This is a genomic window from Methylobacterium sp. WL19 (assembly GCF_008040005.1).
GTDB lineage: Bacteria > Pseudomonadota > Alphaproteobacteria > Rhizobiales > Beijerinckiaceae > Methylobacterium > Methylobacterium bullatum.
Genome location: NZ_VRVC01000048.1, coordinates 1 through 18,590 on the forward strand (window position 1 = coordinate 1; position 18,590 = coordinate 18,590).

General features: G+C 60.0%; 21 protein-coding genes and 1 other annotated feature. Of the genes, 10 read left to right on the plus strand and 11 right to left on the minus strand.

From position 1 onward, the window contains the following. From FV220_RS25800 to FV220_RS11490, 3 genes are all read right to left on the minus strand, one after another. A partial coding sequence (locus FV220_RS25800) for a hypothetical protein (RefSeq protein WP_246689440.1) occupies positions 1-201 on the minus strand: 201 nt, incomplete at its 3' end. 106 nt (positions 202-307) lie between these two features. Next, entirely contained in the window at positions 308-1,030 is a 723-nt protein-coding gene (locus tag FV220_RS11485) for a DnaA/Hda family protein (RefSeq protein ID WP_018043499.1), read from the minus strand. A gap of 8 nt (positions 1,031-1,038) precedes the next feature. Continuing rightward, on the minus strand, positions 1,039-2,130 hold the full coding sequence (locus tag FV220_RS11490; RefSeq protein WP_056149378.1) for an AI-2E family transporter: 1,092 nt from the start codon (positions 2,128-2,130) through the stop codon (positions 1,039-1,041). 226 nt (positions 2,131-2,356) lie between these two features. Here FV220_RS11490 and FV220_RS11495 point away from each other — a divergent pair, with 226 nt between their 5' ends. From FV220_RS11495 to purN, 3 genes are all read left to right on the plus strand, one after another. Next, positions 2,357-4,108 carry a HAMP domain-containing methyl-accepting chemotaxis protein gene (locus FV220_RS11495; protein ID WP_147831467.1) on the plus strand — a complete coding sequence of 584 codons (1,752 nt, stop codon included), beginning with the start codon at positions 2,357-2,359 and terminating at the stop codon, positions 4,106-4,108. A 215-nt stretch (positions 4,109-4,323) separates the two neighbouring features. After that, complete coding sequence (purM, locus tag FV220_RS11500) at positions 4,324-5,406, plus strand: phosphoribosylformylglycinamidine cyclo-ligase (protein ID WP_056149373.1); 1,083 nt, start codon at positions 4,324-4,326, stop codon at positions 5,404-5,406. Then, positions 5,406-6,074: a phosphoribosylglycinamide formyltransferase gene (gene purN / locus FV220_RS11505; protein WP_147831469.1), complete on the plus strand. Its 669-nt coding sequence runs from the start codon at positions 5,406-5,408 to the stop codon at positions 6,072-6,074. Before purM ends, purN begins: the two co-directional genes overlap by 1 nt. A 48-nt stretch (positions 6,075-6,122) precedes the next feature. Here the strand turns inward: purN and FV220_RS11510 are convergent, their stop codons facing one another. Together FV220_RS11510 and ndk are read right to left on the minus strand one after the other, a co-directional pair. Beyond that, positions 6,123-6,500, minus strand: coding sequence for a hypothetical protein (locus tag FV220_RS11510; protein WP_147831471.1), 378 nt, complete (start codon positions 6,498-6,500; stop codon positions 6,123-6,125). 171 nt (positions 6,501-6,671) lie between these two features. After that, positions 6,672-7,094, minus strand: coding sequence for a nucleoside-diphosphate kinase (ndk, locus tag FV220_RS11515; protein ID WP_018043493.1), 423 nt, complete (start codon positions 7,092-7,094; stop codon positions 6,672-6,674). Between the two features lie 313 nt (positions 7,095-7,407). Here ndk and FV220_RS11520 point away from each other — a divergent pair, with 313 nt between their 5' ends. Beyond that, positions 7,408-7,947: a DUF2147 domain-containing protein gene (locus FV220_RS11520; protein ID WP_056149369.1), complete on the plus strand. Its 540-nt coding sequence runs from the start codon at positions 7,408-7,410 to the stop codon at positions 7,945-7,947. Between the two features lie 4 nt (positions 7,948-7,951). On the opposite strand, the gene FV220_RS11525 is transcribed toward FV220_RS11520, so the two are convergent. Continuing rightward, a complete protein-coding gene (locus tag FV220_RS11525) occupies positions 7,952-8,587 on the minus strand; it encodes a glutathione S-transferase N-terminal domain-containing protein (protein ID WP_147831473.1) in 636 nt (211 codons plus the stop codon). 211 nt (positions 8,588-8,798) lie between these two features. Here FV220_RS11525 and FV220_RS11530 point away from each other — a divergent pair, with 211 nt between their 5' ends. Together FV220_RS11530 and FV220_RS11535 are read left to right on the plus strand one after the other, a co-directional pair. Next, complete coding sequence (locus FV220_RS11530) at positions 8,799-9,062, plus strand: hypothetical protein (RefSeq protein WP_147831475.1); 264 nt, start codon at positions 8,799-8,801, stop codon at positions 9,060-9,062. Positions 9,063-9,203: 141 nt separating this feature from the next. Continuing rightward, on the plus strand, positions 9,204-10,016 hold the full coding sequence (locus FV220_RS11535; protein WP_147831477.1) for a DUF3102 domain-containing protein: 813 nt from the start codon (positions 9,204-9,206) through the stop codon (positions 10,014-10,016). Between the two features lie 16 nt (positions 10,017-10,032). Here the strand turns inward: FV220_RS11535 and FV220_RS11540 are convergent, their stop codons facing one another. Then, positions 10,033-10,335, minus strand: a complete 303-nt coding sequence (locus FV220_RS11540) for a hypothetical protein (RefSeq protein WP_147831479.1) — start codon at positions 10,333-10,335, stop codon at positions 10,033-10,035. Positions 10,336-10,515: 180 nt separating this feature from the next. Then, positions 10,516-10,722 (minus strand): hypothetical protein, encoded by a 207-nt coding sequence (locus FV220_RS11545; protein ID WP_147831480.1) that lies wholly within the window; start codon positions 10,720-10,722, stop codon positions 10,516-10,518. Between the two features lie 196 nt (positions 10,723-10,918). Here FV220_RS11545 and FV220_RS11550 point away from each other — a divergent pair, with 196 nt between their 5' ends. Both FV220_RS11550 and FV220_RS11555 read left to right on the plus strand, forming a co-directional pair. After that, entirely contained in the window at positions 10,919-11,524 is a 606-nt protein-coding gene (locus FV220_RS11550) for an SOS response-associated peptidase family protein (RefSeq protein WP_348642085.1), read from the plus strand. Positions 11,525-12,026: 502 nt separating this feature from the next. Further along, positions 12,027-13,256 (plus strand): right-handed parallel beta-helix repeat-containing protein, encoded by a 1,230-nt coding sequence (locus tag FV220_RS11555; protein ID WP_147831482.1) that lies wholly within the window; start codon positions 12,027-12,029, stop codon positions 13,254-13,256. A 406-nt stretch (positions 13,257-13,662) separates the two neighbouring features. Here FV220_RS11555 and FV220_RS11560 read toward each other — a convergent pair. The 3 genes from FV220_RS11560 to FV220_RS11570 form a co-directional block, all read right to left on the minus strand. Next, positions 13,663-14,891, minus strand: a protein-coding gene (locus FV220_RS11560; RefSeq protein ID WP_147831484.1) for an IS3 family transposase whose coding sequence is annotated in 2 segments (ribosomal slippage) — positions 13,663-14,606 and positions 14,606-14,891 — 1,230 coding nt in all. Because the reading frame shifts where the segments join, the coding sequence is not laid out codon by codon here. Beyond that, positions 14,494-14,610: a sequence feature (AL1L pseudoknot), on the minus strand. Its footprint overlaps the gene before it by 117 nt. Positions 14,892-15,010: 119 nt before the next feature. Then, on the minus strand, positions 15,011-15,964 hold the full coding sequence (locus FV220_RS11565; protein ID WP_147831486.1) for a hypothetical protein: 954 nt from the start codon (positions 15,962-15,964) through the stop codon (positions 15,011-15,013). A gap of 420 nt (positions 15,965-16,384) precedes the next feature. Beyond that, positions 16,385-17,251, minus strand: coding sequence for a hypothetical protein (locus FV220_RS11570; RefSeq protein WP_147831488.1), 867 nt, complete (start codon positions 17,249-17,251; stop codon positions 16,385-16,387). 460 nt (positions 17,252-17,711) lie between these two features. Here FV220_RS11570 and FV220_RS11575 point away from each other — a divergent pair, with 460 nt between their 5' ends. Both FV220_RS11575 and FV220_RS11580 read left to right on the plus strand, forming a co-directional pair. Next, positions 17,712-17,900 carry a hypothetical protein gene (locus tag FV220_RS11575; RefSeq protein ID WP_147831490.1) on the plus strand — a complete coding sequence of 63 codons (189 nt, stop codon included), beginning with the start codon at positions 17,712-17,714 and terminating at the stop codon, positions 17,898-17,900. A gap of 289 nt (positions 17,901-18,189) precedes the next feature. Further along, positions 18,190-18,588 (plus strand): hypothetical protein, encoded by a 399-nt coding sequence (locus tag FV220_RS11580; protein ID WP_147831492.1) that lies wholly within the window; start codon positions 18,190-18,192, stop codon positions 18,586-18,588. The last annotated feature ends 2 nt before the right edge of the window (positions 18,589-18,590 follow it).

The following is an 18,590-nucleotide window of genomic DNA, read 5'->3' on the forward strand; positions in this document are numbered from 1 at the left end:
GGCCTCCGCCGGCCGGCGCCGGGCGGCGGGGCGTTTGGGCGCCAGGGATTTGGGTGCCGCGGAGCCGCGGCCGTCGTCACCGGAGCGGGGTTCGTTTGGCGAGGCGTCGGCCGCTGGAGCGATCTTCCGCTCCTCGACAGCCGTTCCCTCCGTATCCGATCCCTTGATGTCCGACTCCTTGGCGATCGCGTCCGAATCCACTTCCGGCAACGGGTCTTCTCCTCACTCTGCTCGAACGAACGGCCTCGTAGCATGCGGCCGGGCCGTCGCGTCTGACAATTCCATGACAATCGGGATGGGCGGGCGATCAAGCCGGCGCGTCGTCCTCGTCAGTCTCGTCGTCCGGCACTCCCAGATCGGCCAGGACAGACATGGCCAGCGGCCTCGTGATGCGGCGGCCGCGCCTCAGGGCGTCGCGGTCGAGTTCGGCCACCACGGCCCTGGCCCTGGCGAGGGAGCGGTCGATCCGCAGGGCGATGGCCTCGACGACGCTGAGATCGACCACGAGCTGGCGGTCGACGAAGAGCTTGACCAGCACCGCCCGCATCAGCGCGTCGTCGGGGGGAAGGATGGTGGCGCCCGGTGCCAGCCTGAGGCGCGAGCGCAGATCGGCGGTGACGAGGCCGAGCGCCTCCACCGGTGCGGCCGCCGTGATGAGGACGGGGCTGCCGTTCTCGCGGGCGAGGTTGAGGAGGTGGAACAGGGCCGCTTCCTCGCGGCCCTCGGGGCGGTCGATATCTTCGATGACCAGGGCGCCGTTGGAGACGAGATGCGTGACCGAATCGGCGGTGACCTCGGAGGCCGGGACGGTCCAGGCATGGGAGCGCGTCGCCCAGATCGAGGCGAGGTGGCTCTTGCCGCTGCCCGACGGCCCGGTGATGAGGCAGACCGTATCGGGCCAGCGCGGCCAGGCCTCGATCAGCCCGTAGGCCGCCTCGTTGGCCGGCCCCACCAGGAAGTCCTCGCGGCCGTAGCGCGGGTCGAGGGGCAGGTCGAAGGCGAGCTGCTTCGGGGGCGCGGCCTCGCGCATCGGCGATCTCATCCCTCGCGCTTCTGAATCAGGATCGGTTCCTCGGCATAGTAGAGCGGACTCTGGAGATAACGCGAGATCGCGAAGCGCACGATGACGCCGATGGAGGCCGCGACGGGGACGGCCAGCAGCAGACCGAGGAACCCGAACAGCGAGCCGAAGGCCAGGAGCGCGAACATCAGCCAGACCGGGTGCAGGCCGACCGAGTCACCGACGAGCTTGGGCGAGATGACGTTGCCCTCGAAAAACTGGCCGACCACGAACACGGCGACGGTCAGTCCGATATGAAGCCAGTCGGAGGTCGGCCAGAACTGGACCAGGGCGACGCCCACCGAGAGCAGGAACCCGACGAGGGTGCCGACATAGGGGATGAAGGTGAGGAAACCCGCGATCATCCCGATCAGCACGCCGAAATTCACGCCCACGAAGAACAGGCCGACGGCATAGAACGTCCCCAGGATCAGGCAGACCAGGGTCTGTCCGCGCACGAAGCCGATGATCGCCCGGTCGATCTCGCCGGCCAGACGCCGCACGGTGGTGCGGTGGCGCGGAGGGGTCCAGCCGTCGACGGTGGCGACCATCCGGTCCCAGTCGACGAGGAGGTAGAAGGCCACGACGGGGGTCACGACGAGGAGCGAGGCGATGGAGACAAGCGCCTGGCTGCCCGACCACAGCGATTTGAGGAAGGCCAGGAACCACGTGCCGCCCTGCCCCACCAGGGCTCCGACGGAGGATTGCAGGTCGTTGAGAACGTCCGCCCCGCCGACCCGTGTGAGGATCGGCCCGACCCGCTCGACGATGATGCCCTGAAGCCGTGAAACCATGCCGGGCAGGGTCGTCACGAGCGCCGAGATCTGATTGGCCGCCAGGGGCACCACGATCAGCAGGATCACCACGAGCCCGACGACGAACATCGCGAGGATCAGGAGCGAGGCGGAGAGCCGCCCGAGACCCCAGCGCTGGAGCCTGTCGGCCATGGGGTCGAGAAGATAGGCGAGGGCCAGACCCGCCACGAAAGGCAACATCACGCCCGAGAGCAGGTAGAGCAGCAGCGCGACGACGCCGAGGCCCACCAGTCCGATCACCGCCCTGCCGCGCATCGGCCCTCCTCCGTCTCGCCCGTCGCCCGCGCACAAGAGTGGGAAGGCGGTGCGGCGGGGTCAAGGCTCGCCCGCGAAGGCCCCGCACGGCCCGCGGCAGGGGAACGAGCGTGAACGACTTTCATCCTCGGGAAAGCGGATTTTTAACGAGCTAGACTGTACTGTCCCTCAACGGCGGGGGGATAAAATGAGTCTATCGCACAGGTTTATTGGTCTGATCACGGCTATGCTGGTATCCAGCTTGCTGCTGGCCGGGTCCATCATTCTCTATGGACGGGCTGTCGACCAAGTGAGCGCGGCCTACGCGACCCGCCAGCAATCGATCCTCCTCGCCGACGAGATCCGGCAGTCTTCGGACGATCTCACCCGGCTCGGCCGCACCTACGTCGTCACCGGCCAAGCGTCGTACAAGCAGCAATATTTGGACATCCTCGACATACGCTCCGGCCGCAAGCCGCGCCCGGAGGAGTATCATCGCATCTACTGGGATTTCGTCGCGGCCGGCGTGGCGAAGCCGCGCCCCGACGGCGAGACCGTGTCGGTGCACGACCTGATGAAGCGTCTCGGCTTCAGCCGGCAGGAAACCGACATGCTGGCGGAATCGGTCCGAAATTCCGACGGGCTGGTTCATCTCGAGGTCGAGGCGATGAATCTCGTCGAGGGCAAGGACAAGGATGGCCAGCCCCTGGCACAACCGAACCCCGCCCGAGACCGCGATCGGGCGATCGGGCTCGTCCATTCGGAGGCCTATCACGGTTTCAAGGCGCAGATCATGAAGCCGCTCGACGCGTTCTACGGGCTGATGCAGTCCCGCACCGACGCGGCCGTCGCGGCGGACGAAGCCCAGGCACACTTCTATTTCGCCGTCGTCGTCGGCACGCTGGTCGCCACCGTCGCCACGTTCCTGGCCCTCGGCTGGTTCGCCCACGAGGCGCTGGTCCGCGGCTACGGCGCGGTCGGCCTGGCCATGGGGCGGATCGCTGAGGGCGATTACGCCGCCGCGGTGCCCTGCCTGGACCGCCGGGACGAGGTCGGCAGCCTCGCCCGGGGCCTCGAAGCGTTCAAGGCCAACCTCGCCCGGGACGTGGCGGAGCGTCATGCCGGGGAAACCCGACAGCGCGAGATCGCGCGCCGGGCTCAGACCGAAACCCTGGCGCAGGCCTTCGAAGCGGCTTTCGGCGGCATCGTCCGCGCCGTGGCGACCTCGGTGGGCGAACTGCAGGACACCGCGCAGGCGATGTCGCAGATGGCCGGCGACACCGCCGACCGTTCCGGCGCGGTGATCCGTGCCGCGGAGGAGGCCTCGGCCAACGTCGCCGCCGTAGCGGCGGCGGCGGAGCAACTCAGTGCCTCGGTGTCGGAGGTCGGCCGTCAGGTCGACAGTTCGGCGGCGCTGACGCAGGCGAGCGCGACGGAGGCCGGGCGCACCGCCGGGCTGGTCCAGGATCTGAGCCGGGCGGCGACCCGCGTCGGCGACGTGGTGGCGATGATCAACGGCATCGCCAGCCAGACCAACCTGCTCGCCCTCAACGCCACCATCGAGGCCGCGCGTGCCGGCGAAGCGGGACGCGGCTTCGCGGTGGTGGCGGCCGAGGTCAAGGAACTCGCCACCCAGACCGCCAGGGCCACCGACGAGATCGCCTCCCAGATCGGCGACATCCAGTCGGTCACCCGGGAGGCGGTCACGGCGATCGGCGCCATCGCCGGGCGCATCGACGACTTGAGCGGGATCTCGGGCGCGATCGCGGCCGCGGTGGAGGAACAGGGGGCAGCGACCCGGGAGATCGTTCGCAACATCCACCAGACCGCCGATGGCACCGGTCAGGTCACGTCTCATATCGGCGGCGTCGCCGACGCGGCGCAGAGGGCCGGCGGAGCGGCCGAGAGGGTGCTTTCCGTCGCCTCCTCGGTCTCGCACGATGCCGACCATCTCGATGCCGAAGTCACCCGTTTTCTGGCGCAGCTTCGCGCCGCCTGAGGACGATGCTCCGATCCGCGCAAAGGCGTCGCCTGTCCGGTTCATCGAAGCGGGCGCGGGGATCGGCGAGCCCGGTGCGGCCCTCGTCGAACGGTTGAGGCGATCGAAATCTGCTTCCGCGCCCGGCACCGGGTGCCGAACTCGTCCGCGACGACTCGCCGAGACCGCCGCGACCCGTTAAAGCAGCCGGGACAGGACGTTGAGACGAGGTGCCGATGACGGCCGAGAGCAAGAACGGCGAGAGCCGGAACGGAATGACCTACGCGGATGCGGGCGTCGATATCGATGCGGGCAACGCCATGGTCGAGACGATCAAGCCGCTGGTGCGCTCCACCCGCCGGCCCGGCGCGGATGCCGAGATCGGCGGGTTCGGCGGGTTGTTCGACCTGAAGGCCGCCGGCTTCTCCGACCCGATTCTGGTGGCGGCCAATGACGGCGTCGGCACCAAGGTCAAGATCGCCATCGAGACCGGCCGCCACGATACGATCGGCGTCGATCTCGTGGCGATGTGCGTGAACGACATCATCGTCCAGGGCGCCGAGCCGCTGTTCTTCCTCGATTATTACGCCACCGGCAAGCTGGTGCCGGGCGTCGGCACCGACATCGTGCGCGGGATCGCGGCGGGCTGCCGGATCGCGGGCTGCGCGCTCATCGGTGGCGAGACCGCCGAGATGCCGGGCCTCTACGACGGGTCGGATTACGATCTGGCCGGCTTCAGCGTCGGCGCCGCCGAGCGTGGCAAGCTCCTGCCACGTCCCGGCATCGCGCCAGGCGACGTCGTCCTCGGCCTGCCCTCCTCCGGGGTGCATTCCAACGGCTTCTCGCTGGTCCGCCGGATCGTCGAGGCAAGCGGCCTCTCCTACGACGACCCGGCCCCGTTCGAGCCGTCGCGCTCGCTGGGCGACGCTCTCCTCGAGCCGACCCGGATCTATGTGAAGCCGCTGCTGGCCGCCCTGAAGGCAACCGACGGGATCAAGGCGCTCGCCCACATCACCGGCGGCGGCTTTCCCGACAACCTGCCCCGCGTCCTGCCCGACGGTGTCGGCATCAGCATAGACCTCGACGCGATCATTCCGCCGCCCGTCTTCGGATGGATCTCGAAGGTCGGCGGGGTCGCGGAATCCGAAATGCTGCGCACCTTCAATTGCGGTATCGGCATGGTGGCGGTGGTCTCGCCGGAGAGCGTGTCGGCGGTGACCCGGGCGCTCGACACCGCAGGCGCCTCGCCGATCCGCCTCGGGCTCATCACCGAGCGCGGACCCGATCCGGTGACCTTCCAGGGCAAGCTCGCCCTGTGATGGCTCCCCGACCCAAGATGCGGGTCGCGATCCTGATCTCGGGACGCGGCTCGAACATGGTCTCGCTGATCGAGGCCGCGAAGGCCCCGGATTATCCGGCCGAGATCGTCCTCGTCGCCTCCAACCGGCCGGAGGCGGGCGGGCTCGCCCATGCGGCGAGCGCCGGGATCGCCACGACGGCGCTCGATCACCGCGCCTATCCCGACCGGGCGAGCTTCGATGCCGCCCTGAACGCGGAACTCGAAGCGGCCGGGATCGAGCTCGTCGTGCTGGCCGGCTTCATGCGGATTCTCTCCGCGGGCTTCGTCGAGGCGTGGGCCGGGCGGATGATCAACATCCATCCTTCGCTGCTGCCGCTGTTTCGCGGCGTCCATACCCACGAGCAGGCCCTGGCGGCGGGCGTGCGGCTGCACGGCTGCACGGTGCATTACGTGGTGCCGGAACTCGATGCCGGGCCGATCGTGGCCCAGGCCGCCGTCCCGGTCCTGCCGGACGACGATGCCGACAGTCTCGCCGCGCGCATTCTCGTGGAGGAACACCTCCTCTACCCGCGTGCCCTGGCGCTGATCGCCGGCGGACGGGCAAGGCTGGAGAGTGGCCGCGTCGTGTTCGCCGGAGACATCAGGCCGGCCCAGGGGGCCTTGCTCAGCCTGCCCGCGCAAGGATGAGGCCCGAGCCGCCGATCCCGAGATATCGAGATCGGCGATGATGACGGCTTACGCCGGGCGCGGCAGGCTGCAGCTGTCGAGGGCCGACAGCGCCTTGGCGCGGGCGGAATCGTTGAAATAGCCGGTGGTGCGGTAGGATTCGAGCTCGGCCGGGTTGAGGCTCGCCAGGGTCTGCTTGGCGTAGCAGCCGCACGGGCGAGCGAGCGACGCCTCGGGGACGCTCTGCAGGCGGGCCTGCGTCACCGTGCAGGCGTGGCGCACACGACCGGTGAGGTTGCCGGCGGAAGCCGTCTTCAGGGCCGGATCGGGCGTGTAGCCTTCGAGGGAGGCCGTGGGCGTCCCCTTGTTCGCGTTACACGCGGCGAGCAGGGAGATGAGGCCGGCGGCGAGCAGGATCCGGCCGGTGCGCGGAGCGATGGAGCGCATGGAATGTGGGGTCCGTGAAAGGGATTCGGTTAAGGGAATTCCTTTCACGCCCGGCAGGACTCGCGCGCAAGGGCGTTCGCGCCACACCCGGCATCGTTCCGCGCCACGCTCCCGGTTCACCGGACGACGATGCGATCACGAACCCGTTGGCGGCGCGAAAGCCGGTCGGGCTCAGCCGACGATGTCGGAATCCTGGAAGAACTGCGCGATCTCGATCTTCGCGTTCTCGGCGCTGTCCGAACCGTGCACTGTGTTCTCACCGACCGACTCGGAGAAGGTCTTGCGGATGGTGCCCTCGTCGGCGTTGGCCGGGTTGGTGGCGCCCATCACGGTGCGGTAGGCGGCGACGGCGTTCTCGCCCTCGAGCACCTGCACGACCACGGGGCCCGAGGTCATGAAGGAGACGAGTTCACCGAAGAACGGGCGCTCCTTGTGAATCTCGTAGAACTTTTCGGCCTGGGCCTGGGTCATCTGGATGCGACGCTGGCCGACGATGCGCAGGCCCGCCTTCTCGATCACGGCATTCACGGCGCCGGTGAGGTTCCGCTTGGTCGCGTCGGGCTTCAGGATGGAGAAAGTGCGCTCGGTGGCCATGTTCAGTCCGGTTATGTTCGCTCAGCCGAAAACGGCTTCGGCGGCCGGCTTATAGCGGGCACGCCCCGTCCTCTCAACCCGAAGGACGAAGACGGCGCATCCACAGCGGAATTCCCTTGGTCATGGCTTCGGCGCAACAGTGCCGGAAATTCGCCCGATTGCTGGTGTCTTCTCACAGCAGAAGACGCCGGCCCGGACCGTTCTCCACGTCCGGCGCGGCCACGACCAAGCTCTCGACCCCAGGCTCACGACCCTTCGCGACGCTCCCGCCGATGCGCCGCGGCCCTTCACAGGCACCAGGAGACCAAAAGCCATGCGCGTTGCCCTGACCTCCGCCTTCCTGCTTTCCGGACTCGTCGCCGCCGCTGCGGCCCCGTCGAAGGACCCGTCCGGCACCTGGCTCACGAAGGATGGCCGCGCCAAGATCCGCATCGATCATTGCGGCCCGAACAGCGCGAACATCTGCGGTAAGGTCGTGTGGCTGAAGACGCCGACCACCGAGACGGGTGCGCCGCGCACCGACGCCAAGAACCCCGACCCGAAGAAGCGCCTGCGCCCGGTCATCGGCCTGCAGCTCATCGAAGGTCTCGCCCCCGACGAAGAGAAGTTCTCCGGCGACATCTACAATATCGACGAGGGCAAGATCTATCAGGTCAGCCTGGAGCGTGAATCCGGCTCCGAGTTGAGCGTGTCCGGATGCCTTCTCAAGGTCCTGTGCGGCTCGGAAACCTGGACCCGCGTGCCGGACGTGAACCAGCAGGCCGCCGTGACTCCGGCTTCCGAAGCCGCTCCCAAGCCGGCGCCGAAGCCCGCGGCCAAGCCGGCCGCGCCTCAGGTCGAAGCCAAGAAGTAGCGGCTCAGATCGCGGCGAGGCCCCGTTTCACGGCGGGCCTCGCCAGGACTGTGTCGAGCCAGCGACGGACATTCGGCAGGGTCGCCAGATCGATTCCCTGCTTCTCGTGATGCTTGGCCCAGGTCAGGATCGCGATGTCGGCGATGGAATACGTATCGGCGATGTAGTCGCGATCCGCCAAGCGCCGGTCGAGCACGCCGTAGAGACGATGGGCTTCCGCCGAGAACCGTTCGATGGCGTAGGGGATCTTCTCCTCCGCATGGATGCGGAAATGGTGCATCTGACCGAGCATCGGTCCGAAGCCCCCGACCTGCCAGAACAGCCACTCGTCCACGGCCACCCGGGCGCGTTCGTCGGTGGGGTAGAGGCAGCCGGTCTTTCGCCCTAGATATTGCAGGATCGCCCCCGATTCGAAGACCGTGATCGGCTTGGCCCCCGGGCCGTCCGGGTCGACGATGGCCGGGATCTTGTTGTTGGGTGAGATCGCCAGAAAGTCCGGCGCCAGCTGGTCGCCCTTGCCGATATTCACCGGCACCACCCGGTAGGGCAGACCGCACTCCTCCAGCATGATGGGGATCTTCCAACCGTTGGGCGTGCCCCAGGTATGGAGGTCGATGGGCTTCTGGGTGGCGGCGGCCATGGGAAACGTTCCGCTCCTGTCAGGGTCGCATCATGTCGCCGGATCAAACCGGGCGAGGGGCGGATGGTTGCAGGATCCGCGCCGCCATCGAACGGTGGACGGTGTGCCGCGGCACCGCGAAGGATCTTGCCCTTTCCCCGACTTCTGGCTGTGATGATGGCGGTTCCGGCGCCTCACCGTGAGCGCAGGACAACAGCCTGGGGTTGCAATCATGCGGTTTCGTTTTCTTCCGGCCGCGGTGGTCGCGGCGTCGATGGTGCTGGGTTTCGCGACGACGGCGTCCGCCAAGGACCCCGTTGCCGCCGCTCCGGAGCCCGCCGCGAAGGAACTGACGGTCGGGCAGAGCGCCGCCCGCGAGCGGCAGAAGAAATGCGGTGCCGAGTGGCGCGCCCTCTCGGTTGCCGACAAGGCCGCGCAGGGGCCGAAATGGCCGCAATATTTCAGCAAATGCGTGAAACGTCTAAAAGCTGATTAAAAACAATAAGTTAGAAATTTAGATTGCGCGCAATGTATGCCGTTATTGTAGCGTTCGGTGTCTCTTGAAGTTGATCCATACGCCTCCAATCTTGCCGGATGACGGGAGCGACCTCGCTTCCACAACCTAGCGAGATAGGCCGTGTCCATCCCCTCCCCTGCCGCGTCAGAAACCATCCCTGCCCCCGAAGACGGTCCTAGTCGAACGTGTTCCGGCTTCGATTACGAGGCCCTGAAACCAGAAATTGGACAGCTTGCGAGGGGAGCACGGGACCGGATCGCCACCCGCATCAGGGGAAGCGGTGTTGCCGAGATCGGACGGGACTTGATCGCTGTGAAGGACGCCCTGCCGCACGGGTCGTTTCTTGATTGGCTTCGATTGGAGATTCGAATCGCCCCGCGCACGGCTCAACATTACATGAGCGTCGCCGTTGCTTTTCGCGATGAATGCGCCTTGGTGGCGTATCTGCCGCCGACCGTCCTGTTCAAGCTCGCATCAAAAGGCACGCCTCAGCTGGTGCGTGATGGGCTCTTGGAAGCCATTAAGAACGGAGAGCAACCCGGCGAGTCCGACCTTGAACACGTTCTGCGCGGATCGCGCCTCACGAAGCGTAGGAAGGCCATCAAACGGGAGCGGAATGCGTTCGTCGTTCCCCCGTTGGAAGCCACGGAAGGCGCAGCGCTCAAGGCGAAGACCCTTGCCGAAGAGATCGCCCGCAGCATGGGAGGCAGCATCCGAGACCTGCTTGAACTCCTATCCGAAGGCGGAACGGAGCTCCTAATGCAAGAGCTTGCCGAAGCCCTAGATCCGCGTGCTCCACTTCCTCACGACATGATCGTGGATGAAGGTGGAGTCTCGATGGACCCCTTCATGTCTCAGAATCTACCTGCCGTGGATACGGCTTCTCCGGTTATGGAAATGCCAGCATCCCGCCGAGGCGACACTAAGCATTGAGGGGCATCGGCGGCTTTCACCATCCGCCAGTTCCATGGGTAAGCCGCCGCTCAGTGCTTCGCAGGACATGAGCACGTTGGCGCAGGGTGATGAGCTTGCCGGGATACTTCTCGGCCACGTCATCGAACCATTTCCGTGCAAGAGCGAGATCGGTCGCAAGCATCACTTCTCGCTCGATGCCTGAATCGTCGTCCAACCAGACATCGATGCGAAAGACGACCGTCGCGTTGGCAAACGTATCTCCTCCCCCTCCGGTCTTAGGCTTCGGGGCAATGATCCGAGCTTGGCACTTCGGCTCATACTTTCCCGGCTGCCGCATCCCCTCCGGCCGCCGCCACCGGCATCCGCTCGTGAGACGATATCTTAGAGTCTCAAGCGATGTGTCGGGGCCGTGGACCGTGACCAGCCTTGCGACGCGGTAACAGCCTTCCCGGCTGCATGGCGCGCATACGATCCGAAGCCGACTGCCGACAACATCACCGATTCGATCCATGGATGGTCACGGGGCCGAGATCGATCCACGAACGTATCCATGCGAGACCGCCTTGAAGGCAACCACAAGGTCCGCTTCCAAACGCAATACGTCCTCAACGGCGAAGGCCAGCGCCCTTTCAATGTCGCCCTGCGCGGCCTCAAGATACGCAAGCGTTCCGGCTTCCACATCCGTCATCGCTTCGATCTCGGCCAACTGAGCTACGGTCGCCATTCCTGCCTCCTATGAGAACGAAACAGGAACATATCTCATCGGGGAAGGAAAAGAAGCTCGCTTTTTGTGCATCCACAAACCGTGTGCCGCCGCTTGATTTCGTTTCCTCGGCCGTCGCACCATCCAGGCATGTGCAACCTTTACAGCCTCACCACATCGCAATCCCAGATTGCCGAGGCGTTCCGAGATTGCCGGGGTGTTCGGAGTTTCTGAAGACAGGGCGGGCAACTTCCCTCCCCTTCCCGGAATCTTCCCTGATCTTAGAGCGCCCATTGTGCGGATTGTGGAGGGAGAGCGCATCCCGGAGATGTTCCGATGGGGCATTCCTGGTCCCATGCAGTTCGGTGAGCATCCCGTCACCAACGTCCGAAACGTGAAGAGCCCACACTGGCAGCCCTGGCTCAAGCCGGAATACCGCTGCCTCGTTCCGGTCTCCTCGTTCAGCGAGTACGCGAACACCAAACCGAAGAAGACGCCGACGTGGTTCGCCCTCGGTGACGACCGGCACCTGTTTGCCTTCGCAGGGATCTGGCGCCCCCGGATGGGCGTGCGCGGCACCAAGGCTGAGAACCCTGATAGAGTGGAGGCCGAGCACTGGCTGTTCTCGTTTCTCACTTGTGACGCGAATGGAATCGTCGGCCCGGTCCATCCGAAGGCGATGCCAGTCCTGCTGACGACGCCGGAAGAGTGTAGCACTTGGCTCAATGCGCCGACCGAGATCGCCCTAGAGCTACAGCGTCCGCTGCCAGATGACATGATGAAAATAATAGCTGCAGGAGCGCGTAAAGATCCATCAGAATGATCCAGCCCTACTGCGTAACTCCGACCGCCTTAACCCATACGCATTGCTCGTCTGTATCCGCAGCCTTCACGCCCACGAAAGGGCCGCTTGGCTCTTTGATGTCGACACGGGCATGATCCGACATTGGACGGCAGCTTTTGCTCTTAACGGCTCTCAGCAAATATTGCTCCCACGCATCCCCATCACCGAGACGGATACGCAGGCTTTGCTGTGTTGACAGTTCCCGGCACCCAACGTTGATGGGTAACGCCAATTGCGGCAGATCTAGTCCGCCAAGCCAAGCCAAGCCAAGCCAAGCCAAGCCAAGCCAAGCCAAGCCAATCCGACTCTGGACTTTCCCCCGATCATAAAGCACCTTGGCTCTGAGAAGGCTTAAGGCGACCAAACGAACGAGACTAAACAAAGCGGCTCCAAAATATTTCATTGACATTCCACAAGCTTTATTCGCTCTCTTCTGAATTAACCCCTGGCAAAGCTGCCGTTTAGGAAAGAATTTCAAACAATGCTTGACATTTTAAATATTTTGTCAAACTTAACAGGCGTCATAAAGAATAATTCGACTGCGCTTTTTACATTCATCGCAGGATCGGTTCTCACACCAGCACTCGCGTTGCTTACGCCCTTTGGAAACGCCCTCATAACTAGGAGACTTGCTAGGCGACCTGTCTTCGCGCTTCTAACAACTCAGATTGGGCCAACATTGAAATTAAAGGTCCGCCCATTAAACAAATTGGCAAGAAAGAAACGCCCGTTATTTGGTCAGATATCCGGCGTTATGGTGGGGAAAATTGCTGATTGTATTGAGGATGAGGAAGGCTTGCTATGGATAGCCGATCTTTCAAAGCCGCATATTCGGCCTTTAATTACCAAGCAGAATGAAACAGAAGTCAAATTCTTCCTTGACGCGGATTTAGTATCCGAGCCGATGGCGGTGAGTCTACAACTTGGCGATGCAACAACTTTCGGCCGTATTGTTTACGCCGACAACATAGCGTCATTCATCAAACAAGTATCTAGAGACGCGCGAATCGTCCTATCTTTCGAGACGGATACAATCGACAAGCATTTTGCTGTTAGCGGTAATCATTGTAAATGGATTGGTGTACACGATGGCCAGGAACTAGCGCTAAGGGCTCTTCAGAACTGCGAAATAATAGGAACTGGTACGACGGTGCTAAGCGCATCTCGTTACGCTTGGGTGCTCAACCTGATCGATTGCAAAGATATGATCATCAGCGACGTCACATTAGGCCACTTGCAGCAAGGATTTTGCCGGGGCGGCGTGCTACGCTTGCAGAATTGTCAGAATATTCAGATCAGAGATTGCGACCTTTTCGGGTGCGGTACTGTCGGATTAGAGACAGACAACTGTCAGAATGTGTTAATTAGCAATACAACTATAAGAGATTGTTCGTATGGCATATATAATTCAATTAATTCGACTCGTATTGTTTTCTCGCAATGTAAATTTATAAATAATCAGGAATTCGATTTACTTACATTTTCCGGGAAGCGGACAGGGATTCACTTCAAGGAATGTAGCTTTGTAGGCAATAGAGCAAATAAGTATATGTTCCGCTTTGACGCCGCGGATAAGAACGATGAGTTCCCTTGTGTTTTTGTTAATGACTGTACCATCAAGGGCAATCAATACGTTTCGTTATCAAACGACGAGAATACTATGGGGATAAACAACCTGATATCTGAGCAAAACTTGCTTATTGATCCGTGACAATGAACGATAGGTCTGCCATGTTTTTTCGCTAAACGAAAGATGTATCATGCAGGAACGATGTAATCGCTCTGCGCATTGTTTTAATCTAGTGAGCCCCGTACCGGAAATTCGAAATAGCCCGCCATCAGAGATCCGCAAATGGAGCTGACCGCAGCCATAGCGGGCTCGAAGCTCTCAGCTTTGGTGCTGCGCTGGCAGACATTCGGTGCTCCATTGAGGGCATTACTGAGTTGCTCCCTGGCTGGAAAGCAGCCGGTGACGAACAAGGAGTTATGGCCGAACTTGGTGATAGCCATATCACGGCATCAGAGCATTACCTGGGTGTGGGTAATGGAAGGTGTTGGACACAGGCTGAACGAGGGTGTAAACCGCACCGGGTCTGCCGGAGGCCTTGGGTTGTGAGTCACACTGCCATATCGAGGTTGCTTGCGGCAGCATAATATTGCTCTTCGGCTTCGGCAGGCGGGATGTTGCCAATAGGCTCCAGCAGCCGACGATGGTTGAACCAGTCGACCCATTCGAGCGTGGCATATTCGACGGCTTCGAAACTGCGCCACGGTCCACGCCTGTGGATCACCTCCGCCTTGTAGAGGCCGTTGATCGTTTCGGCCAAAGCGTTGTCATAGCTGTCGCCGACGCTGCCGACCGACGGCTCGATCCCGGCTTCGGCGAGGCGCTCGGTGTATTTGATGGACACGTATTGCGACCCGCGGTCGCTATGATGGATGAGGCCGCCTCGATGGGCCGGCCGGCGGTCATGAAGTGCCTGCTCAAGAGCATCGAGAACGAAGCTGGCATGCGCCGTCCTACTTGCTCGCCAGCCAACGATCCGCCTGGCGTAGGTATCGATGACGAAGGCGACGTAGACGAACCCCGCCCAGGTCGCGACGTAGGTGAAATCCGACACCCACAGCATGTTCGGCGCTGGCGCGTAGAACCGGCGGTTGACGTGGTCGAGCGGGCACGGCGCAGCCTTGTCGCTGACCGTCGTGCGAACAGGCTTGCCCCGGATCACGCCCGCCAAACCCATCTCCCGCATCAGTCGTTGCACGGTGCAGCGCGCTATCGGGAAGCCCTCCCGCATCATCTGCCGCCAGACCTTGCGCACGCCGTAGACCGCGAAATTCTCGGCAAACACGCGCGCGATCTCGGGCTTCAGGGCGACATCCCGCTGCGCCCGTGCCGACAGACGTGTCAGGTCCCGTCGCTGCGCGACGTGCTCGTGATAGGTGGATGGGGCGATCAGCAGGACGCGGCAGATCGGCTCGACCCCATAAGCATCGCGATGATCATCGATAAACGCGATCATCGCTGGAACGGGCGGTCGAGCTCCGCCTGGGCAAAATATGCCGACGCCTTGCGGAGAATCTCGTTGGCCTGCCGCAGCTCGCGGACTTCGCGCTCCAGTGCCTTCACCTTGTCGGCGACCTCGGTCGGGACACCGGCACGCCTACCGCTATCGACCTCGGCCTTCTTCACCCACTCAAACAACGTCTGCGGAACGCAGCCGATCTTCTCTGAGATCGAAACGATAGCAGCCCAGCGTGACCGATGATCGGCCTCGTGATCCAGCACCATACGCACCGCGCGCTCGCGGACCTCGGGCGCAAATTTGTTCGTCGTCTTGCTCATACAGGCTCCACCTTCTCAGAGTTGGAGCCTCCGGCAAACCCGGTGCGGTTCAGGTGTGGAAAAGATCCCCAATAGGGAAGCTTCACGCCACGGGTAGAGCTTTTGAATCCTCCAAACGTCTAGAAGCCCACTGCCCTCAATGTAACGCGCCAGAAGGTCGCTACTGTAGGAGCAAGCAGAGTAGCAAAACCCATTGTGTAGAGCACGGTGATGACCAGCCTCAAAGTTGGCCTGGAATGAACCAACGCACTATACCGTAACGCAAGTAGATCGGTGAGATGGGATTCCGCGGAACTAAAGAAATTCAGCCAAAAGCCTCGTTCTATAGAGATCTGACGATATATTAATGCAGCTACTTTTTCACTATCGATCACACTTCGCGGTCCTACACGGACGCCGAACGGGTCTGGATCAGGGAAGAATTGTTCTTCACCCGGGATTGATGATGTCTCATTTTGACTTTCGCCAGATGCTCCTTGTGGCTCATCCTCAATCAGCGCCTCCTCTGCTATCTCCTCAAAAACATTGTGGAAAAAAATCCGGCTCTGCACAGGATACGCAGCGTCTCTGAGGTATTTCGGACCAGTCGCATGCTGATCACCATGATTTTCTAGGTAATCGCTTGCAACTTGCGTCACTAATATGCTCCTGCGAGCAGCAGTGATCAGATCCTTCTCGCCTTCTATGTAATAAGAAATTGAGGTATACTTCTTTATATCCGTCGGGCAGAGAAGTTTAAATAGGCCGGATGCAACCCCAATAAATGTCAGCCCAAAGTATAAGATCTGTAGTCGATTAAGACTAAAGCTATATGACTGTTGCTTCGCGGCGTTATCACTTAAACCCATCCAGTCTTTAATTAAATCTGGAGATATTTGCAGGAGGTGCACAATGTTTGAGTTAAAAAGTATTATAGAGCCGATAAACGGCACTAGCGCAGTTAGTGCTAGAACGCGTGACTGGCCTAATGTCCTAAGAGTCTCCCACGTCGGAATAGAACTAAGCAGCTCAGCAATTTTTTGTTTTGAATGATATGATATCAAGTGACTGGCCCACATGCTGAAGAGTGACACTTTAAGGAAATGTTATCAATGATCTTACTGGAATGATCTCGTGATTTTTCCACGCAGTGTGAAATGACGAGAGGTCCAGCCTCACATATCGAATCTTATCGATCTTTCTGTAGAGCGTGCAGTCTTCCGACCCAACCCGTAGATCGACTCTTCCTCCGCGCGGTCCCTGAACCAGCCACCCAGGGCACGAACCCACTAAACGTTAATTTCGGCCTCCCGTAGCGAGTCCCGATACTTAAGCCTACAGCTGTGGAGCGAGACTCCGGTCTCTACATGTCGATCTTCCCGAGGAAGCGTCGCTTGTGGTTGATTTCCCTCCAATATGTGTCTGGGCACCTTAGAACGTGGTGCGCTCCAACCCTCCTGCATAAGTGCGAGAGCCAAGGTTCCATACGCCTATGGGCATGAACGCGGGAAAGCTTAATCTACAATATCTCCTGCCATTCTCTTCCGTGCTTCGCTACCATAGTCATTAGTTTCTAGAAACGTTAGCGCCTTTTCTGTCATTTTGTTCTGATTTATACAATCTCTATGCATTTCAGCGACATCTCTTACAAGACGGTCAATCTTAACCAATTCGGCATCGGAGAAATGTGCTCTCACCAATCGCTGATATATAACTGCGTCAAGCGTAGAATTCTTCAATTCATTTAAAGTAAAGTTGGCATTAAGACTAAACCGTGAAATGCTTGTAGAGCGCTCGTTCATCTCGACGTAAGTTTTGTGCTGCGGATGATCAGGTTCGTATGCGGTCAATTCGTCTAACTTCGATACTTCCAAAATATATGATGCCCTTTTTAGTGCAACTAATTCCTGCATTACATCTGAAACAAGGGCAAACAAGTCAACTCCTATCATATCCACATAAGGCTTCTTTGCTGACCTGAGGACTTCACTGGAAAACCCCAATTCTTCTAAGACTTCGCCCATTTCGTCAGCGATAGTCTTGGCCTCACTGAATCGCTGATCTACTAGTCGTCCCGTATATGCAAGTTCAGTATACATTTGAGTTCCAGAAACGAGCGCAAGTTTTTTGATTTTCTCCATGATCTCGTCAGCTTCAGCTAATCTTAACCGAAGCTTGGCTTCAACGCCGATGGCTTTGAAGCTCTCCAATTGTGGAAAATAATGTAGCAGAGTCGCCACGATAAATACGGCGGCGCAAAGGCTCGCTGAACTTGTTTTGTCAGCAATCGCTAGACCTATAGCTGCGAAAAAAGCGATTGAAGATGCGATGATCAGCGGACGTTTAGATCCCGTCTCCAGCAAACTCCAGAATTTATCCATTTTCTCCAGACCCGTTGGCGTCGTTAAAAGCTGGCGATGGGAATGTAGAGCAACCTTCCGGTCACAGCAAAACGATTATGAGGCTAAAAATACCCTCATCGGCTCCTTGAACTTCTGTCATCCCGGAGCGTCCATGCGCCTTGTACGATGACAGCGAGACCATGAAAACGCTTTGTGGTTGACGACTAAACAGTAATGAAGCGGTTGGGTTGACAAAGGTGACAATTTAGTGTAGAACTAATATAAGATATCCCAATCTAAACCCTTAGCCCTCGCGGGAAACTGCGGGGGTTTATCTTTGGATATTTGAAAGATCCCCAATGAGGCAAATTGCAATCCGCCTGCCACTTCCACTCATCAATGCTCTTACCAGTCAAGCGGCCTCTAAGGGCCTAACGCTTGGAGCATTCCTTCGCAATCAACTGACGACAACCGTCTCTCAAGCGGGGAAGTCTGCATAATGTCCGACCTTCCCGAAGCTCAAATCCGCCGTGAGTCAATCGTTCGCATCCGCCTGCCTGAGGAGAAGTTTAACAAGCTCACTCAAGTTTCAAACCAGAACGGACTCAGCAATTCCGACTATCTCCGAGTGGTCATCTTTGCCCATCTAGCAAAAATCTTCCCAGAGGAAACAAACAATGGCACGTAATTCAACATTCCCCGAAGGCACGCCAATGGCAGAGCTTAGAATTAGGCTCCCAAAATCTAAGCTCGACGAACTCAAGCAACTTGCTCTCGATGTAGGCAACACAACTACTAGCTACACGATGGATCTACTGTTTTGTCATATGCGTCGTGAAGCTGAAAAGCAGAGAGATAGGGGGCTTTAATCATGAGCGATATTGGATTAATCTCAACTATTGCTTTTACGATGACAACTATTATTTGGGTCGTCATCTTTCAGAGCTTCACAGAACAGTACGGAAGCAAGCAAATCTATGACTAATACTAGCCCACAAGCTAAGGCCCTTGGCATTGCTGCAATCAAGACTGAAATCGCCAGACGTAATCCAATTGATGATAAGGCCGTGGAAGACTCCATCGCTCATAGACTCCGCATCGATGAACTAGGCGTCCCTTATGTCGTGGATCGGAGCGGCGTCCGTGAGGATATGAACACCGTTGAACAGTTCCTTGACGGTTTAGTCCGCGCCCGACCTGACTTCTGGAAGGATACGAGGCTGTCTCAACCCACTGGCGGGAATGGATACTCCAAACTCAAGAACCCGTTCGATAAGAGTCAGAAGCACTACAATCTAACCGCTGCAATGGAACTTTATCGCACCGACCCCGAGACGGCCAGGGAACTTGCGTTCCAGGCTGGATACAAGCTTTAATC

What these genes read in the sequence shown, in the direction of transcription:
- FV220_RS11485 (WP_018043499.1), bottom strand. Translation starts at nt 1,030, where the DNA reads ATGCGCGAGGCCGCGCCCCCGAAGCAGCTCGCCTTCGACCTGCCCCTC.
- FV220_RS11490 (WP_056149378.1), bottom strand. Translation starts at nt 2,130, where the DNA reads ATGCGCGGCAGGGCGGTGATCGGACTGGTGGGCCTCGGCGTCGTCGCG.
- FV220_RS11495 (WP_147831467.1), top strand. Translation starts at nt 2,357, where the DNA reads ATGCTGGTATCCAGCTTGCTGCTGGCCGGGTCCATCATTCTCTATGGA.
- purM (WP_056149373.1), top strand. Translation starts at nt 4,324, where the DNA reads ATGACGGCCGAGAGCAAGAACGGCGAGAGCCGGAACGGAATGACCTAC.
- purN (WP_147831469.1), top strand. Translation starts at nt 5,406, where the DNA reads ATGGCTCCCCGACCCAAGATGCGGGTCGCGATCCTGATCTCGGGACGC.
- FV220_RS11510 (WP_147831471.1), bottom strand. Translation starts at nt 6,500, where the DNA reads ATGCGCTCCATCGCTCCGCGCACCGGCCGGATCCTGCTCGCCGCCGGC.
- ndk (WP_018043493.1), bottom strand. Translation starts at nt 7,094, where the DNA reads ATGGCCACCGAGCGCACTTTCTCCATCCTGAAGCCCGACGCGACCAAG.
- FV220_RS11520 (WP_056149369.1), top strand. Translation starts at nt 7,408, where the DNA reads ATGCGCGTTGCCCTGACCTCCGCCTTCCTGCTTTCCGGACTCGTCGCC.
- FV220_RS11525 (WP_147831473.1), bottom strand. Translation starts at nt 8,587, where the DNA reads ATGGCCGCCGCCACCCAGAAGCCCATCGACCTCCATACCTGGGGCACG.
- FV220_RS11530 (WP_147831475.1), top strand. Translation starts at nt 8,799, where the DNA reads ATGCGGTTTCGTTTTCTTCCGGCCGCGGTGGTCGCGGCGTCGATGGTG.
- FV220_RS11540 (WP_147831479.1), bottom strand. Translation starts at nt 10,335, where the DNA reads ATGCGGCAGCCGGGAAAGTATGAGCCGAAGTGCCAAGCTCGGATCATT.
- FV220_RS11545 (WP_147831480.1), bottom strand. Translation starts at nt 10,722, where the DNA reads ATGGCGACCGTAGCTCAGTTGGCCGAGATCGAAGCGATGACGGATGTG.
- FV220_RS11555 (WP_147831482.1), top strand. Translation starts at nt 12,027, where the DNA reads ATGCTTGACATTTTAAATATTTTGTCAAACTTAACAGGCGTCATAAAG.
- FV220_RS11570 (WP_147831488.1), bottom strand. Translation starts at nt 17,251, where the DNA reads ATGGATAAATTCTGGAGTTTGCTGGAGACGGGATCTAAACGTCCGCTG.
- FV220_RS11575 (WP_147831490.1), top strand. Translation starts at nt 17,712, where the DNA reads ATGTCCGACCTTCCCGAAGCTCAAATCCGCCGTGAGTCAATCGTTCGC.
- FV220_RS11580 (WP_147831492.1), top strand. Translation starts at nt 18,190, where the DNA reads ATGACTAATACTAGCCCACAAGCTAAGGCCCTTGGCATTGCTGCAATC.